Genomic DNA, 14906 nt, shown 5'->3' with positions numbered 1-14906 from the left:
CCCTCGCAGGAGGCAGCGTAGGGAGGCAGCGCATGGAGGCCGCACGGCGACTGGAGCAGATCGGCGCCTACCTGTTTGCGGACCTGGACCGCAGGCAGGCTGAACTCCAGGCGAAAGGCGTGGACGTCATCAACCTGAGCGTGGGAGATCCGGACCTGCCCCCGCCTCCGCACATCATCGACGCCCTCCTGGAAGGCGCGACGGACGCGCGCAGCCACCGCTACCCGCCCTACGCCGGGACCCTGGAGTATCGGACGGCGGTGGCCGACTGGTACCGCCGTCGCTTCAACGTGGCCCTCGACCCGGCCACCGAGGTCCTGGCTCTGATCGGCTCCAAGGAGGGGCTGGCCCATCTGCCCTGGGCGCTGCTCAATCCGGGCGACGTGGCGCTGGTCCCGGACCCGGGCTATCCGGTCTACCGCTCGGCGACGATCATGGCGGAAGGGATCCCCTACACGATGCCGCTGCGCGCCGACCGCGGGTTCCTCCCCGACCTGGACGCGGTCCCCGCGGAGGTGCTGCGACGGGCCAAGTTGATGTTTTTGAACTACCCGAACAACCCGACGGCCGCCACCGCCACGCACGACTTCTTCCGCGAGGCCGTGGCCTTCGCCCGCCGGCACGGCCTGCTGTTGGCCCACGACAACTCCTACTCCGAGATCGCCTACGACGGCTACCGGCCGCCGAGCATCCTGGAGGCCGACGGGGCGAAAGAGGTCGCCGTGGAGTTCCACTCGCTCTCCAAGACCTACTGCATGACGGGATGGCGCATCGGGTTCGTCGTGGGCAACGCCGAGGCGGTGGGGCTGCTGGGCAAGATCAAGACCAACATCGACTCCGGCGTGTTCCGGGCCGTGCAGCACGCGGCCATCGCCGCCCTCACCGGACCGCCGGAACCGGTGCAGGACCGCCTGCGTGTCTACCAGGGCCGCCGCGACCGGGTCATGGCGGCGATGCGCCACCTGGGGTGGGCCGTCCCGGAGCTGAAGGCCACCTTCTACCTGTGGATTCCCGTCCCCGGCGGCGGGAGCGGGGCGGCCTTCGCCGCCCAGGTCCTGGAGCGCACCGGGGTTCTGCTCACCCCGGGCGCAGGATACGGGCGCGAAGGGGAGGGCTACGTGCGGCTGTCGATCACGGTGCCCGACGGGCGGCTCGATGAAGCGCTGGACCGGCTGCGGGGCGCCTTCGGCCGTGGCTGAGATCCCGGTGCGTGAGGCCGGCCCCGAGCGCGCCGTCCTGATCGGGGTGCACGGAGAGAACTCCGCCCGCGACCCCGAGATGGAGGAGCTGGCGCGCCTGGCCGATTCGGCGGGCGCCGAGGTTGTCGGCACGCTGGTCCAGCACCGCCGCCGGCCCGCCCCCGCCACCTTCCTGGGCGCCGGGAAGGTGGACGAACTCCGGGTCCTGTGCCTGCGGACCGACGCCGACCTGGTCATCGCCGATCACGAGCTCACCCCCGTGCAGCAGCGGAACCTGGAACGCCTCCTCAACCGGAAGGTGATCGACCGGACGGCGCTCGTCCTCGACATCTTCGCCCGGCGGGCGCGGACGCACGAAGGCCGGCTGCAGGTGGAACTGGCGCAGATGATCTACCTGCTGCCCCGGCTGACGGGCCGCGGGACGATGCTCTCCCGGCTCGGCGGCGGCATCGGAACGCGCGGCCCCGGCGAGACCAAGCTGGAAGTGGACCGCCGCCGCATCCGCCGGCGCATCACCGACCTGCGGCGCGAGATCGCCGAGATCCGCCGACACCGGGCCCTGCAGCGGCGCTGGCGCCGGGAGGCCCAGATTCCCACCGTCGCCCTGGTGGGATACACCAACGCCGGGAAGTCCACGCTGCTCAACGCGCTCACCGACGCCGGGGTTTTTGTCGAGGACAAGCTCTTCGCTACGCTCGACCCCACCGTGCGCAGGGTGACGCTGCCCAACGGTCGGGCGGTGCTGCTGGTGGATACCGTCGGCTTCATCACGCGTCTGCCCACCCAGCTGGTCGCCGCCTTCCGCGCCACCCTGGAAGAAGTCACCGAGGCCGACCTCCTCGTCCACGTGGTGGACGGCAGCCATCCCGACTGGCGGGAGCAGATGCGGGCCGTGGGCCGGGTGCTGGCCGAGCTGGGGGCGGCGGACAAACCCACGGTCGTCGCGGTGAACAAGACGGACCGGATTCCTCCGGCCGACGTCCGGGCGATCCTCGCCGAGATCGGGACGGGGGTGGCCATCTCCGCCCTCCATCAGGTCGGCCTGCTCAACCTGCTGCGCGAGATCGCCCTGCGGCTGCCGGAGGACCTGGTCACGGTCCGGTTGACCGTGCCCTACAACCGGGCCGGCACGCTGTCCCAGATCTTCGAGCAGGGTCGGGTCCTCCGCCAGGAGTACGCGGCCGACGGCATCCGCCTCGAGGCCCGGCTGCCCCGGGGACAGGCCGAACGCCTGCGGGCGCTGGTCCGCCGCCGTTGACCGGAGATGTGAGCAATGTTAGCATGCTAACAGAGGTGAGCATGCCGTGGCGCAGGGGCAGGAGACGGCGACGCTGTACCTGCGGGGGATGCCCCGGGCCCTGGTGCGCGAAGCCAAAGCGGAAGCGGCCCGGCGGGGGCTGAGCCTGACCGCCTTCGTCCGCCAGGCCCTGGTGCGCGCCCTGGGCCGGGAAGGGGACGAGGGGAGCGGGTCGATCCGACCAGATCTGGAGTGGTTCGAGGCCCACCGCGCACGCCTGGCCAAGCGGTACCGGAACGAGTATGTGGCGATCATCAACCGCCGGGTCGTCGATCACGACCGGGACTTCGGCGCCCTGGCCCTGCGCGTCTTCGCCCGGTATGGGTACCGATCGATCGCCATGCCCCTGGTGACGCCCCAGGAGCGGACGGTGCACCTCCGCTCGCCGCGCGTCGTCGCCTCGTGAAGGCGCGCTTCCCCTATGACCTGAGCCGCCACCCGTCCATCCCGGTCCTGCCCGTGCGGGTGGGCGCCGGGCAGGGCAGGGGGAGTTCGGCCGTCCCGGCGATTGTCGATACGGGCGCGGACATCACCGTGATCCCCGAACGACTGGCGAGGAATCTCCGGCTTGCCGCGACGGGAGAGGTCCGGATCCGGGGAGCCACGGGCGACAGCGTCCGCGTTCCCCTCTACGCGGCCACCCTCTCGGTCGCCGGAAGCGACATCACGCTCCCGGTCGTCGGGCTGGGCCGCGAGGCGATCCTCGGCCGGGACATCATCAACCGGTGGACGGTGGTCCTGCGGGGGCCGGCGGGCGTGCTGGACGTCGAGGCGCCGGTCAGTTCAGCTTCCTGATCACGGCCAGCGCCACGCCCTCGATGGTGACGTCGCGGGCGTAGATGGGCTCCATCCGGGGGTTCTCCGGTTGCAGGCGGACGCGACCGTTCTCGCGGAAGAAGCGCTTGACCGTGGCTTCATCCTCCAGGCGGGCCACGACGATATCGCGGTCCTTGGCCGTGGGCTGCCGGCGGACCACCAGCAGGTCGCCGTCGTAGATGCCGGCGTCGATCATGCTGTCGCCGCGGACTTTGAGGATGAAGCAGTCTTCGGATCGGACAAACTCCTGGGGAAGCGGGAAGTAGTCCTCGATGTTCTGTTGCGCCAGGATCGGCAGCCCGGCCGTGACGTGCCCGACGACGGGGAGGGGGACGACCTTCTTGGAGGGAATCTCCCGCTCGTCCTTGAGGATCTCCAGCGCCCGCGGCTTGCTCGGGTCACGCCGCAGGTAGCCCTTCTTCTCCAGTGCGGAGAGGTGGCTGTGAACCGTCGAGCTGCTGGTCAGGCCCAGGGCCTGGCCGATCTCGCGCACGGAGGGCGGATACCCGTGCGCGTCGGTGAAGCGCTGGATGAAGGTCAGGATCTCCCTCTGTCGCCGCGTCAGTCCCTTGCCCATCGATGCGCCTCCGGCTGCCCGACGTGCGGAGGCATTATAGCACGCCCCCGGCGTGTCAGCAAACACCTGTTCGTGCCCGGCGCCGGAGCCGGGGATAACGAAGCCGAGGGCAACGGAGCGGATGGATTCGAGACGGGGCGATGAGTTCTTCCCACGAAGTTCCTGACATCTTCCACCGGCTGCTCGGGCGGCGCGTCGTCTTCATCCGCAGCCCGCTCGACGGTGTCGCGGCCGATCTGATTATTGCGCAGTTACTGCACCTGGAGTCGCAGGACCCGACCGCCGGCATCACAGTGCGGATCAACTGCGCCCAGGCGGAGCTGGCGGCGGCGCTTGCCGTCTACGACATCCTGCAGACGCTCCAGGCCCCTGTAGGAACCCTCTGCAGCGGGACGGCGGCCGGAGGGGCGGCGCTGCTCCTGGCTGCGGGCCAGCCGGGCCGTCGACTGTCGCTACCCTCAGGCCGCATCCTCCTCCAGCACCCCCGCGGGAAGTTTTATGGAAGTTCCAGGGAACTGGACGCCCAATCCGCCGCCCTGCGGCGGCTTTGCCGGCAAATGAACGAACTCCTCGCGCGCCACACCGGCCAGCCGCTGGAGCGCATCGAGCGGGACACGGAGCACGGGCTGTGGCTCAGCGCCGAGGAAGCCTGCGCCTACGGCCTCATCGATCGGGTCATTGCCAGAGAGAGCGGGCCCGCGATCTGACTCTGGCCGCCCCGAGTGCACCGGTCTGAACTTTGGCCGGCCAGAGTGCACCCGGCCCAACCAGGTCATCGCAGCCGGCGCTCTGCACGGCGGCGTCGGCGGGTCACACGCCCGGCCCGGGGCTGTCGGTTGCCGTCCCGGCAACTTCCGATAATGTCCGTTATGTAAAGTAAACTGCTTCGCTCAGATCGCCTCCACGTCGGCGACGCGGTACATCCGCTCGACCTGCCCCCTGCCCTCGGGGATGACGACGGTGAGGACGGCGTAGTCGTCGAGGACCCGGACGACGGTCCCCTCGGGCTGGCCCGTCTCCCCGGTCACCTTCACCTTCGTCCCGGGCACCAGGGGCCGGCCGTTCCGATCCAGCAGGCGCTCGCGCGTGACCTTCATTGCCGGACTCCTCCAGGGTAGAGTGCGTCAGTCTGCCGGTGGGCGGAACCGCTCGATGGGGTTCCGGCAGTCCAGACAGTAGTAGATGGCCCGGCACAGGGTCGGGCCGAAGGGGTTCTCCAGGGTGGTATTGGTGGAACCGCAGAAGGGGCACTCCACTCCCCCACCCCCGTGACGCGCGGGGACGCTCAGGCCGTGGTGGATCAGCCGGGCTCGGCCGCGCTCGCTCATGCGGGACATCGTCCACGGTTCGGCGAAGGCGAGGTCCACCTCCACGGTGCGCACCCCCGGCAGGGCCAGGAGCCGGCTGCGGATCTCCTCGCGGATCACGCCGATCGCCGGGCAGGCGGAGAAGGTCGGCACGAGGGTCACCTGCACGGTTCCGGCGTCCACCCGGACCCCGCCGATCAGCCCCAGATCGGTGATGGCGATGGGCAGCTCCGGATCCTCGATGGTCTCCAGGGCCTCCCACACGGCGCGTTCGGTGGCGGTGGGTTGAGTCACCATCGGACTCCCGGCTCGCTGCGCCAGACCGACGTCATCTCCTCCAGCAACAGTTGCAGGTCCGCGGTGTGGCCGCCGGCCCGACCGTTGGGCTCCGGCCGGTGTTCACCGGGGTGGGCGGGCACCCGCAGCCCCGCGGACTCCAGGACCGGCGTCACCTGCGCCCGCCAGCGCCGGCGCTGGTCCTCCGATCCGATGGCCATCACCCCGGCCGCGGTCAGGACATCCTGCCCCTCCACGGGCTCGAACAGCGCCTCCGCTCCCGGCCACGCCGCCTCCAGCGCCTTCTGCACCCGGCCGCGGCTCTCCGGCGTCGCACCGGCCAGGCGGCGCAGCCACTGCTCACCGTACAGGAGATGGTACTTCTCCTCGCGGCGCAGCGCCGCGGCCAGCTGGGCCAGGGGCGCGACCGGACCGGCGGCCAGCGCCTCAAGCCGGACGGCGTCGGCACGATCGTAGAGGAACATCCGCACGATCGTAAACGCCCAGTCGCCGTTGGGGCGTTCGACCAGCACGGCGTTGCGGAACTCCCCGGCGCTCCGGCCGTAGGCCAGGGTGTCGGGGGTGCCGCCCCGCAAGTCGCAGGCCCGCTCGTAGAACAGCCGGGCGTGCCCCAGCTCCTCCTGCGCCACCGACGACAGGGCCACGTCCGACTCGATGTCCGGCGCCAGTCCCGTCCACTCGGAGTGCCGGTGCCCCAGGATCAGTTCGTCGTCGGCCAGGGCCAGCAGGTAGGCCGCCAGGGACGCGCGGAGGTCGGCCTGTTCCAGGACGGGGCTGCCCGCCGGGTTCATCATCGGCTCTCCCGGCGCCTGGCCCGCATGATCCGCTGCTGCTCCCGATACGACCCGCCGAAGCGGTAGCTCTTGTCGGTGGACGGTTCGAAGAGATCGGCGTCGTCATAGGCCGTGGCCGCGATGTCCCGGAGGGACACGACCCAGAGGTTGACGCACGGGTCGCGGCGCGCGAACTGCTCTTTGGCCAGGACCAGCGCCATCTCCGCGTCCGTCGCCTGTACCTCGCCGACGTGGACGTGCGGGTCGATCTTGGTGTCCTGGCGGAAGACGGCGTAGATGCGCGCGGCCTGGTCGGCCGCCATGCCCAGCAGGTCAGGGAGGGCCGGCATCGGCATCGCCCCTAGGCCGGAAGCTCGCGCCGCTCGAACATCAGGATGGAGTAATCGAGGTTCTGAGCGTTCGCCCCCAGCTGCCGCAACATGGCCATGACCTGGGCGCGGTGGTGCACCTCGTGCGTCATCATCTGGATCGCCACCCCCGCCGCCGTGGTGCGGATCTGCATCGGCGGTGTCGTGCCGACCGTCCGGTACTCGATCCTGCGGCCCCAGTCGCGTTCCTCGCGCAGGATGCGCCGCGTGCGGTCGGCGAGCTCCTCCCAGGCCGCTTCCAGCGGCGCGAACGCGGTCGAGTAGAACCGGGTGAAGGGATGCCCCTCGCGCGAGGCGGGCATCGGTTCGCCGGCCAGCCGCGTCCCATACGACCATTCGGCCAAGGGGATCTCCACCAGGGTGTCGCGCACCGTCCTCCGGCCGAAGGGGAACTCCTTCGTGTACTGCTCCAGCGTCAGCGGCCGGACCCACTCCAGCAGCTTCCGCCGCGCGACCACCAGGTACTCGTAGAACGCGATCGGCGTGAACCCCTCCTCCCTCCCCGTCATGCCGCCCTCCCCCAGGCCGTCATTGCCTCGCGCACCCAGGCATGCTGGTTCCAGTAGTCGTTGCGCAGGCGGAGCCGGGCCGCCGTCTTCGGTCCTTCGCCCCGGATCACACGCTTGAATTCCTCCCAGTCCGGCTCGCTGTAGTCGTAGCGCTGCTCGGCCTCGTTCCACTTCAGCCGGGGGTCCGGCAGCCGCAGGCCGTAGTCGACAATGAGCGGCACGAACTGGCGCAGGAACTGCTGGCGGAGTTCGTCGTTGGTCTTCACCTTGATCCGCCAGCGCATCATCGTCTCCAGATGCGGTGAGGCCTGGTCCCGCGGCCCGAAGAAGTGCATGATGGGCTGCCACCACCGGTCGAGGGCGTCCTGCAGCATCGCCCGCTGGCCCGCCGTGCCCTCGGCCAGCGTCTTGTAGACGTCGAGCCCCAGGCGGATGTGAAAGTCTTCTTCGTAGCAGATGCGCTTCAAGACGCGCGCGTACGGGGCGTAGCTGCAGGACCGCAGCGCCCCCTGGGTCTGCATCGCCGCGCCGTCCACGAAGACCTGGATCACGGCCACGTCCGCCCAGGTCTCCGCAGGGTAGTGGAAGACGTTGTGGAACTTGCTCTTCCCGCTGAGGAGGTCTTCCAGCATCTGGGCCCGGGGCTTGCCCAGGTCCTCGGCCACCCGGTAGAGGAGCTGGGCGTGGCCTACTTCATCCTGCACCTTGGCTACCAACGCCATCTTCCGCGCCAGGGTCGGGGCCCGCGGAATCCACTCCCGCTCCGGCAGGGCGCCCATCAGCTCGGAGTTGGCGTGCATCTGGATGAGGCGGAGGCACTCAAATCGGTACTGGGCCGGCATCCACTCTCCGGCCTCGATGCGCTCGCCTGAGGCCAGCTTCGCCTCGAAGGCGGCCAGCTTCTCGGGATCGTCCGGGCCACTCGGCTGCGTCATCGGCCTCCGGTGGGCGCACGCTCCGGCGGGCGCACGGCAGACGGACATCATCGCGGAGCGCGCGTTGCCCCGATTGTAGCCTCGCGGCGAAGACAGCGTCAAGGTGCGGAGAGGAGCGCTGCCGGCGGCGGGGAAGCATCGATGGCGGAGGGAATACTATGGTGCTCAAGGTGCTTGCGGTGGTGGCCATCGTCGCGGCCAACGGCATCTTCGCCGCCGCGGAGTTCGCCGTGGCCAAGGCGCGCCGGCCGCGGCTGGCGAGCATGGCGGAGCGAGGCGTGCGATTTGCCCGCCTCGTGCACCGGGCCACCGGAGACCCTGAGGCCTTCGTGGCGGCCACCCAGCTGGGCATCACCATGACCAGCCTGGGTCTCGGCTGGATCGGGGAGCCGGCCGTGGCCACGCTGCTCAGCCCGCTCCTGGCCGCGCTGCCCGGTCCCTGGGAGGCGGCCCTCCGCTACAGCGCCTCCATCACGCTGGCCTTCCTCCTCATCACGATGCTGCACATCATCCTCGGCGAGCTGGTCCCCAAGAGCATCGCCCTGCACAACGCCGAGGCGGTCGCCCTCGTCGTGGTTCCGCCCACCGTCGCCTTCTCCCGGATCTTCAAGCCCTTCATCTGGCTCCTGGACATCCTGGCCGACCGGACGCTGCGCCTCTTCGGGCTGCAGGCCGAACCCGGCCGCCATGTGGCCTTCGATCGCGAGGAACTGGTCATGCTGGTGGGAGAGAGCCGGCGGGCCGGCGTCGTCGAGGACGAGGAGGAGTCGCTCGTCCGGCGGGTCTTCCGCCTCACCGACCGGGTCGTCGGCGACATCATGGTCCACCGGACGGCCGTGGTGGGGGTGCCCGGCACGGCGACGGTGGCTGACGCCGTGGAGATCATCCGCGAACGCGGGTTCAGCCGCCTGCCGGTGTTCGGCGCCGGACCCGAGGACGTCGTGGGCGGCGTCCGGGCCAAAGACCTGTTGCTGGAGTACGCGGCGGGACGGGCCGGAGCGCCCGTGACCTCCGTGATGCGGCCGGTCCTTTTCGTGCCGGAAACCAAACCGGTGGTCGAGCTCCTCGAGGAGATGCGCACGGGGAAACCGCCCCTGGCCGTCGTGCTCGAAGAGTACGGCAGCATGGCCGGCATCGTCACCATCGAGGACGTCCTGGAGGAGATCGTCGGGGAGATTCCGGGAGAGTCACGCCCGCAGCCGAAGCTCATCTACCTGGCGCAGCCGGACCGGATCGTCGTCGATGCGACCATCGATCTGCAGACCCTCAGCGATGTCTTCGGCGTCAACCTGGAGACCGAGGGGGCGGCCACGCTGGGCGGCGTCATCTTTCATCACCTCGGCCGGATTCCCGAGGCCGGAGAGCGGTTCCCCCTGGCCGGGCTGACCGTGACCATCGAGAGCGTGGTGGGGCGGCGGATCGGCCGGGTCGAGATTCGGAAACCTCAACCCGGCGAGAAGCGTTAGCGCGACGGGCCGGCGACCTCCAGCGCGACGTGGGCGGCGAGCGTCGCCGCCCTGGCCACCAGGAGGGGATCGATGCGGTCGACGATGTCGTTCGGCGTGTGGATCGCCGGGTCGTCGCCGGTGTGGATGAAGACGGCGGGCACGCCGATTTCCTCGAAGGCGGCGTGGTCGCTGGCGCCGCTGCGCAGTTTGAACCTCGCCACCGGGAGCTGCAGCCGGGCCGCGATCCGTTCGGCGAGGTCGACCAGCGTGGTGTCGTCGCTGGAGTTCCCGACGGACAGCACCCCGCGGCCCACCATATCCAGGTTCACCATTCCCACGATCCGTCCGGGGGGATGCTGCGCGTAGAAGCGGGAGCCGATCAGCCCCAGCTCCTCCGCGCCGAAGGCCACGACGTGCACGGTGCGGGCGGTGCGCACCCCGGCCAGCAGCCTCCCCGCCTCCAGCAGGGCCGCGGTGCCGGAGGCGTTGTCGTTGGCCCCCGGACTGGTCGGCACCGAGTCCCGGTGGGCGCCCACCACCACCACCTCGCCGGGCAGCGCCGTGCCGCGCCTGACGCCGATGACGTTCATACTGATCCGTTCCTCGGAGATGGTGCGCACGACGAGCCGGACCCGCACCGGACCGGCGGCGAGCCGCCGCAGGAGGTCCTGGCCCTCGTCCTGCGAAATGGCCACGGCGGGGAGCTTGGCCGGAGCCATCAAGGTGCCCACCACGGCGCCCCCCGGCTGGTTGTTGACGATCAGCACCGCCAGCGCTCCCGCCGCGGCGGCGTTGGCCACCTTGTCGCGGAAGAAGATCTCCCCCCGCTGGACCAGGACGATCTTCCCCTCCACCCGGAGACCTGAGAAGTCGGCCGGGCGGCCCAGCCCGGCGGCGACGACCTCGGCTTCGATGCCTTCCTCCGGAGTGGAGGCCGAGTACAGCATCGTCGAGGGCGCCAGCCGCCGCGGAGCCTCCCCCACCACCGTGAGCAGCGGAGGTTGGGTTTCTTCGAAGTACTGGAAGGGGAATGGTTGCCGCTCCACGGCGTAGCCGATCCGGGCCAGTTCCCCCGCCACGTAATCGACGGCCCGCAGATCTCCCGGAGTCCCCGCCGCGCGCGGTCCGTTCTGCTGGCTGAGGATCCGCAGGTGCTCCAGGACCGCAGCCGGCGACGCCGCCGGCAGCGGCTGGGCAACCAGCGCTCCGGCCAGGACGGCCAGGAGGACCGCGACGAAGGCGGGCAGAGCCAGGAGGGGACGGCGCCTCACGCCGGTACTTCCATGCGCTGGAGCAGCAACCGGTTCACCGCCTTCATCGTCGCCCGGACCGCGGCCTCATGGGGATCCGCGGCGAACGACGCCGACCCGAGCAGGCGCTCCTCCTGGGTCGGGGTGGCGGCGACCAGCAGGACATGCAGCACCTCCAATCCGCCCACGGTCGCGCGCGACAGGTCTTCCAGGGCGACCTCCCATCCCGGGGGCAGATACTGGCGGACGGCGTTCAACGTCGCCTCCACCAACAGACGCAGTCCGCCCATCCCCAGGACCGGTCCTTCCGCCCGGCCGCTCACCTGGCGGCCCCGGTGCTCCAGCTCCACCGTGGCCACCCCGCGCAGGGCGGTGACGTGGAGATCCACGCGGCGGATCCCGATCCGCGGCGAGGGAGCAGCGGCCGCCGTGGGGGCGGGCGCCGCCCCCTGCAGCACATGCTGCGGCGTCCGTTTCGCCATCGTCGAGGCGCGACTGGCCATGGTGATCAGGTCGTCCACCGTCGCCTCGTAGTGCACGTCCTGCCGTTCCTGGGTCCGCTTCCCTCCGGCCACGCCGATCGACCCGCTGATGGCGCCGGGCGAGGCCCCGGGCACCGCCACGCCGGCGATAGCCTGGCGCAGCTCCTGAGCCAGACGCTTCGCGGACTCCAGGTCCCGCGTCGTGACGATGGCAAACTCGTCGCCGCCGTACCGGCAGAGAAAATCGGTTTCGGAATCGATGCGCCCCAGCAGCAGCGCAGCCACCGCCTTGATGATGTTGTCGCCCACCACGTGCCCGTAGAGCTTGTTCACCATCCCGAAGTCGTCCAGGTCGATGAAGAGGACGGCGATCTCCCGCCCGGCCTTCAGCAGATCGGCGCCGTGCTGGCGGAGGGAGCCCGACCAGGGCAACTCCGTCAGCGGGTCGGTGAGCTTGCCCAGCTCCTGCAGGAGATCGCCCCGGGTCACCACGCCGACCAGCGTGTTCCCCTCCACCACGGCCAGCCGGTCGACGCCGTGAGCGTCCATCAGGGCGTAGGCCGTGGTCACCGGTTCGCCCGGGGCCACGGTGCCGACCGCCGGAGACATCACCTCACGCACGGGACGGTACGGCGGCCGCCCCAGCAGATCGTGGATGGTGACCATCCCCACGAGGCGGCCGCGCTCCACCACGGGCAGCCCGCCGATGCCGTGCTGGCGAAGGCGGGCGATGGCCGCAGCCACCGTTTCGGTGGGCGCCACGGAGATCACCGGAGACCCCATCAACTGCCCGACGGTCTTCATCGAACCGGCCCATCAGGGGGGGTTATTGTTCTTCCGCGGCCAGTGCGGCAAATCCCTCTGCCAGACGGGCCCGGGTGGCCCGGAGATGCTCGGGGAGGACCTTGGTCTCGGCCAGGACCGGCATGAAGTTCGTATCCCCCACCCAGCGGGGCACGACGTGCACATGCAGGTGATCCTCCACGCCGGCGCCGGCGGCCCGGCCCAAATTCAGGCCGATGTTGTACCCTTCCGGCCGCAGGACCCGCTCCAGTACCCGGACCGTCCGATCCACGAGCCGGCTCAGGTCCAGCAGCTCCTCGTCGTCGAGATCCCGCAGGGCGGCCTTGTGCCGGATGGGGGCGACCATGACGTGGCCGGAGTTGTAGGGGTAGAGGTTGAGCAGGACGAAGGCGCGCCGACTGTGGGCGACGACCAGGGAGTCTTCGCGGTCGATCCCGGCGGCGGCGAGACAGAAGATGCAGCCGGCGGACTTCTCCGCCTGGATGTACTCCAGCCGCCAGGGGGCCCACAGGTGTCTCACCGATGCCCCCGCTTCGCCCGGCGGTGGAGGAGCTGGAGCGCGGCCTGGGCGGCGGCCTGCTCGGCCTGCTTCTTGCTCGGTCCCCTCCCCTCGCCGAGCATGCGGCCGCCCACCTCCACGGTGGCGACGAACACCCTGGCGTGGTCGGGCCCTTCCACGCTGCTGATCCGGTATCGCGGCAGGCGGTGCTCCCGTTCCTGCAGCAGCTCCTGCAGGACGCTCTTGTAATCCTCGGTCGGCCGTTCCAGTTCGTCGAAGGCGTCCTGCAGCAGGCGGGTGGCCACGGCATGGGCGACGCCGAAGCCCGAGTCCACATACACCGCGCCGAGCACCGCTTCGGTCACGTCCGCCAGCATGGAGGGCCGCGTGCGCCCGCCCGACTTCTCCTCCCCCTTCCCCATCAGGATGTAGCGCCCGAGATCCAGCCGCTGGGCGATGCGGGCGAGATAGGGTTCGCTGACCACCCGCGCGCGCAGTTTGGCCAGCTCCCCCTCGGTGGCCTCGGGATAGCGGTGGTAGAGGTGGTCGCAGACCACGAGGTTGAGGACGGCGTCTCCCAGCAGCTCCAGCCGCTCGTAGCTCTCGCGCCGGCCGCCCCGGCCCTCCGCCCCGAAGGACCCGTGGCGGAGCGCCAGGTCCAGCAGCCGGCGGTCGCGGAAGCGCACGTTGAGGCGGTCTTCCAGGCGGGCCAGCTGAGCGTCGCGATCCGGGAGCACACCGGAAGGAGTGGTGGTCGCGGTCTCAGGAGCCGTCATACTTGCGCATGACCAAGATGGCGTTGTGGCCGCCGAAGCCGAAGGCGTTGGACATCACGACCGAGATGTCGGCGCGCCGGGCCGTGTTCGGCACATAGTCCAGGTCGCACTCCGGGTCGGGGACCTCGTAGTTGATCGTGGGCGGCAGCGTCTGGTGCTGGAGCGCCAGGGCGCAGGCGATCAGCTCCACCCCGCCGGCGGCCCCCAGAAGATGCCCGGTCATGGACTTGGTCGAGGAGACGGCGAGCTTCCGGGCGTGCTCCCCGAAGACGCGCTTGATGGCCAGGGTCTCCGTCTTGTCGTTGTAGGGCGTACTCGTCCCGTGGGCGTTGATGTAGTCCACGGCGGAAGGGTCTAGCCCGGCGTCGTGCAGGGCGTTCCGGATGCTGCGTGCCGCGCCGTCGGCGCCCGGGTCGGGCTGGGTGATGTGGTAGGCGTCGCCGCTCATGCCGTAGCCGACGATCTCCCCGTAAATCGGCGCCTCGCGCCGCCGGGCCAGCTCCAGGTTCTCCAGCAGCACCACCCCCGCCCCTTCGCCCATGACGAAGCCGTCGCGGTGGGCGTCGAAGGGACGGGACGCACGCTGGGGGTCGTTATTACGGGTGCTCATGGCCTTCATGGCGCAGAAGCCGGCCAGGCTCAGCGGGGTGATGGTGGCCTCGGAACCGCCGGCCAGCATCGCGTCGGCCTCGCCCCGCTGGATGATCCGGGCCGCGTCGCCGATGGCGTTGCCGCCGGTGGCGCAGGCCGTGACCACGGCGCTGTTGGGCCCCTTCGCCCCCAGCAGGATCGAAACCACCCCCGAGGCCATGTTGATGATGATCATGGGGATGAAGAAGGGGCTGACCCGGCCGGGGCCGCGCTCCAGCAGGATGCGGTGTTGTTCCTCCCAGGTCTCCGCCCCGCCGATCCCCGACCCGATCAGCACGCCGACGCGGTGGGCGTTGCGGGGCGTGATCTGGAAGCGGGCGTCCTCCAGGGCCATCCGGCAGGCGGCGTAGGCGAACTGGACGAACCGGTCGTTCCGGCGGGCCTCCTTGCGGTCCATCCAGTTCGTGGGATCGAAATCCCGGACCTCCGCGGCGATCCGCGTCTCGAAGCCGCTGGCGTCGAACCGCGTGATGGGCCCCACCCCGCTCTGGCCCGCGACCAGCGCGGCCCAAAACCGGTCCTTGCCGGTCCCGATGGGGCTGACCACACCGATGCCGGTGACTGCTACGCGATGGAGCGCCATGGGAGCGTCCAGCTGAAGGGCAGGAGCGAAAGGCGGGCGGTTACTCGGCGGCGTGCTCGCCGGCGTGCGCCTCGATGTACTTCACCGCCTCGCCGACGGTGACGATCTTCTCGGCGTCTTCGTCGGGAATCTCCACGCCGAACTCCTCTTCCAGGGCCATAACCAGCTCCACGACGTCCAGGGAGTCCGCTCCGAGATCGTCGACGAAGGAGGCCTCCGGGGTCACCTCCTCTTCCGCGACGCCCAGTTGCTCCACGACGATACTCTTGACACGATCGAACACGGAAGCCATCGGGTCTCCCACCCCCGGACCA

General features: G+C 70.3%; 19 protein-coding genes. 6 read left to right on the top strand and 13 right to left on the bottom strand.

Going from position 1 to position 14906, the window contains the following annotated elements; translation table 11 throughout:
- Window positions 1-32: 32 nt before the first annotated feature.
- Genes QN141_07635 through QN141_07620 form a run of 4 tightly spaced genes read left to right on the top strand, consistent with a single transcriptional unit; the run spans window position 33 to window position 3291 of the window.
- The gene (locus tag QN141_07635; GenBank protein MDR7558345.1) at window positions 33-1199 is read left to right on the top strand and encodes an LL-diaminopimelate aminotransferase; all 1167 of its coding nucleotides are present in this window, start codon (window positions 33-35) and stop codon (window positions 1197-1199) included.
- Window positions 1156-2457 carry a GTPase HflX gene (hflX, locus tag QN141_07630; GenBank protein ID MDR7558344.1) on the top strand — a complete coding sequence of 434 codons (1302 nt, stop codon included), beginning with the start codon at window positions 1156-1158 and terminating at the stop codon, window positions 2455-2457. The genes QN141_07635 and hflX overlap by 44 nt, the downstream gene beginning before the upstream one ends.
- 46 nt (window positions 2458-2503) lie before the next feature.
- Window positions 2504-2902 (top strand): DUF5678 domain-containing protein, encoded by a 399-nt coding sequence (locus tag QN141_07625; GenBank protein MDR7558343.1) that lies wholly within the window; start codon window positions 2504-2506, stop codon window positions 2900-2902.
- Window positions 2899-3291, top strand: coding sequence for a retroviral-like aspartic protease family protein (locus QN141_07620; GenBank protein MDR7558342.1), 393 nt, complete (start codon window positions 2899-2901; stop codon window positions 3289-3291). Before QN141_07625 ends, QN141_07620 begins: the two co-directional genes overlap by 4 nt.
- Here QN141_07620 and lexA read toward each other — a convergent pair.
- The gene (gene lexA / locus QN141_07615) at window positions 3275-3889 is read right to left on the bottom strand and encodes a transcriptional repressor LexA (GenBank protein MDR7558341.1); all 615 of its coding nucleotides are present in this window, start codon (window positions 3887-3889) and stop codon (window positions 3275-3277) included. The two genes, QN141_07620 and lexA, sit on opposite strands and share 17 nt — an antisense overlap.
- A gap of 140 nt (window positions 3890-4029) precedes the next feature.
- Between lexA and QN141_07610 the strand changes: the two genes are divergently transcribed.
- Window positions 4030-4596: an ATP-dependent Clp protease proteolytic subunit gene (locus QN141_07610; protein MDR7558340.1), complete on the top strand. Its 567-nt coding sequence runs from the start codon at window positions 4030-4032 to the stop codon at window positions 4594-4596.
- 183 nt (window positions 4597-4779) lie between these two features.
- Here the strand turns inward: QN141_07610 and QN141_07605 are convergent, their stop codons facing one another.
- From QN141_07605 to paaA, 6 genes are read right to left on the bottom strand one after another with little or no spacing between them, the layout of a single operon-like run.
- Window positions 4780-4986, bottom strand: a complete 207-nt coding sequence (locus QN141_07605) for a hypothetical protein (protein MDR7558339.1) — start codon at window positions 4984-4986, stop codon at window positions 4780-4782.
- Window positions 4987-5013: 27 nt separating this feature from the next.
- Window positions 5014-5490 carry a 1,2-phenylacetyl-CoA epoxidase subunit PaaD gene (gene paaD / locus QN141_07600; protein MDR7558338.1) on the bottom strand — a complete coding sequence of 159 codons (477 nt, stop codon included), beginning with the start codon at window positions 5488-5490 and terminating at the stop codon, window positions 5014-5016.
- The gene (paaC, locus tag QN141_07595; GenBank protein ID MDR7558337.1) at window positions 5487-6287 is read right to left on the bottom strand and encodes a 1,2-phenylacetyl-CoA epoxidase subunit PaaC; all 801 of its coding nucleotides are present in this window, start codon (window positions 6285-6287) and stop codon (window positions 5487-5489) included. The genes paaD and paaC overlap by 4 nt, the downstream gene beginning before the upstream one ends.
- Window positions 6284-6616, bottom strand: a complete 333-nt coding sequence (locus tag QN141_07590) for a phenylacetic acid degradation protein (GenBank protein MDR7558336.1) — start codon at window positions 6614-6616, stop codon at window positions 6284-6286. Before QN141_07590 ends, paaC begins: the two co-directional genes overlap by 4 nt.
- An 11-nt stretch (window positions 6617-6627) precedes the next feature.
- Window positions 6628-7164: a DinB family protein gene (locus QN141_07585; protein ID MDR7558335.1), complete on the bottom strand. Its 537-nt coding sequence runs from the start codon at window positions 7162-7164 to the stop codon at window positions 6628-6630.
- The gene (paaA, locus tag QN141_07580; GenBank protein ID MDR7558334.1) at window positions 7161-8099 is read right to left on the bottom strand and encodes a 1,2-phenylacetyl-CoA epoxidase subunit PaaA; all 939 of its coding nucleotides are present in this window, start codon (window positions 8097-8099) and stop codon (window positions 7161-7163) included. The genes QN141_07585 and paaA overlap by 4 nt, the downstream gene beginning before the upstream one ends.
- 158 nt (window positions 8100-8257) lie before the next feature.
- Here paaA and QN141_07575 point away from each other — a divergent pair, with 158 nt between their 5' ends.
- The gene (locus tag QN141_07575) at window positions 8258-9565 is read left to right on the top strand and encodes a hemolysin family protein (protein ID MDR7558333.1); all 1308 of its coding nucleotides are present in this window, start codon (window positions 8258-8260) and stop codon (window positions 9563-9565) included.
- Here the strand turns inward: QN141_07575 and QN141_07570 are convergent.
- From QN141_07570 to acpP, 6 genes are read right to left on the bottom strand one after another with little or no spacing between them, the layout of a single operon-like run.
- On the bottom strand, window positions 9562-10818 hold the full coding sequence (locus tag QN141_07570) for a M28 family metallopeptidase (protein MDR7558332.1): 1257 nt from the start codon (window positions 10816-10818) through the stop codon (window positions 9562-9564). The two genes, QN141_07575 and QN141_07570, sit on opposite strands and share 4 nt — an antisense overlap.
- Window positions 10815-12083, bottom strand: a complete 1269-nt coding sequence (locus tag QN141_07565) for a GGDEF domain-containing protein (protein MDR7558331.1) — start codon at window positions 12081-12083, stop codon at window positions 10815-10817. Before QN141_07565 ends, QN141_07570 begins: the two co-directional genes overlap by 4 nt.
- A gap of 22 nt (window positions 12084-12105) precedes the next feature.
- Window positions 12106-12603: an HIT domain-containing protein gene (locus QN141_07560; protein MDR7558330.1), complete on the bottom strand. Its 498-nt coding sequence runs from the start codon at window positions 12601-12603 to the stop codon at window positions 12106-12108.
- Window positions 12600-13358 (bottom strand): ribonuclease III, encoded by a 759-nt coding sequence (rnc, locus tag QN141_07555; GenBank protein MDR7558329.1) that lies wholly within the window; start codon window positions 13356-13358, stop codon window positions 12600-12602. The genes QN141_07560 and rnc overlap by 4 nt, the downstream gene beginning before the upstream one ends.
- Window positions 13345-14592, bottom strand: coding sequence for a beta-ketoacyl-ACP synthase II (fabF, locus tag QN141_07550; GenBank protein ID MDR7558328.1), 1248 nt, complete (start codon window positions 14590-14592; stop codon window positions 13345-13347). Before fabF ends, rnc begins: the two co-directional genes overlap by 14 nt.
- A 40-nt stretch (window positions 14593-14632) precedes the next feature.
- Window positions 14633-14884 (bottom strand): acyl carrier protein, encoded by a 252-nt coding sequence (gene acpP, locus QN141_07545; protein MDR7558327.1) that lies wholly within the window; start codon window positions 14882-14884, stop codon window positions 14633-14635.
- Window positions 14885-14906 lie beyond the last annotated feature (22 nt).

Source organism: Armatimonadota bacterium (assembly GCA_031459765.1).
Classification (GTDB): domain Bacteria; phylum Sysuimicrobiota; class Sysuimicrobiia; order Sysuimicrobiales; family Kaftiobacteriaceae; genus Kaftiobacterium; species Kaftiobacterium secundum.
The sequence above is the reverse complement of the archived record's forward strand: the minus strand, read 5'-3'. Positions and strand labels throughout refer to the sequence as shown.

Coding starts and splice junctions, on each gene's coding strand:
- QN141_07635 (MDR7558345.1), top strand. CDS start 33: ATGGAGGCCGCACGGCGACTGGAGCAGATCGGCGCCTACCTGTTTGCG.
- rnc (MDR7558329.1), bottom strand. CDS start 13,358: ATGACGGCTCCTGAGACCGCGACCACCACTCCTTCCGGTGTGCTCCCG.
- paaA (MDR7558334.1), bottom strand. CDS start 8,099: ATGACGCAGCCGAGTGGCCCGGACGATCCCGAGAAGCTGGCCGCCTTC.
- QN141_07610 (MDR7558340.1), top strand. CDS start 4,030: ATGAGTTCTTCCCACGAAGTTCCTGACATCTTCCACCGGCTGCTCGGG.
- QN141_07565 (MDR7558331.1), bottom strand. CDS start 12,083: ATGAAGACCGTCGGGCAGTTGATGGGGTCTCCGGTGATCTCCGTGGCG.
- fabF (MDR7558328.1), bottom strand. CDS start 14,592: ATGGCGCTCCATCGCGTAGCAGTCACCGGCATCGGTGTGGTCAGCCCC.
- QN141_07575 (MDR7558333.1), top strand. CDS start 8,258: ATGGTGCTCAAGGTGCTTGCGGTGGTGGCCATCGTCGCGGCCAACGGC.
- paaC (MDR7558337.1), bottom strand. CDS start 6,287: ATGATGAACCCGGCGGGCAGCCCCGTCCTGGAACAGGCCGACCTCCGC.
- lexA (MDR7558341.1), bottom strand. CDS start 3,889: ATGGGCAAGGGACTGACGCGGCGACAGAGGGAGATCCTGACCTTCATC.
- acpP (MDR7558327.1), bottom strand. CDS start 14,884: ATGGCTTCCGTGTTCGATCGTGTCAAGAGTATCGTCGTGGAGCAACTG.
- QN141_07585 (MDR7558335.1), bottom strand. CDS start 7,164: ATGACGGGGAGGGAGGAGGGGTTCACGCCGATCGCGTTCTACGAGTAC.
- QN141_07605 (MDR7558339.1), bottom strand. CDS start 4,986: ATGAAGGTCACGCGCGAGCGCCTGCTGGATCGGAACGGCCGGCCCCTG.
- hflX (MDR7558344.1), top strand. CDS start 1,156: ATGAAGCGCTGGACCGGCTGCGGGGCGCCTTCGGCCGTGGCTGAGATC.
- QN141_07590 (MDR7558336.1), bottom strand. CDS start 6,616: ATGCCGGCCCTCCCTGACCTGCTGGGCATGGCGGCCGACCAGGCCGCG.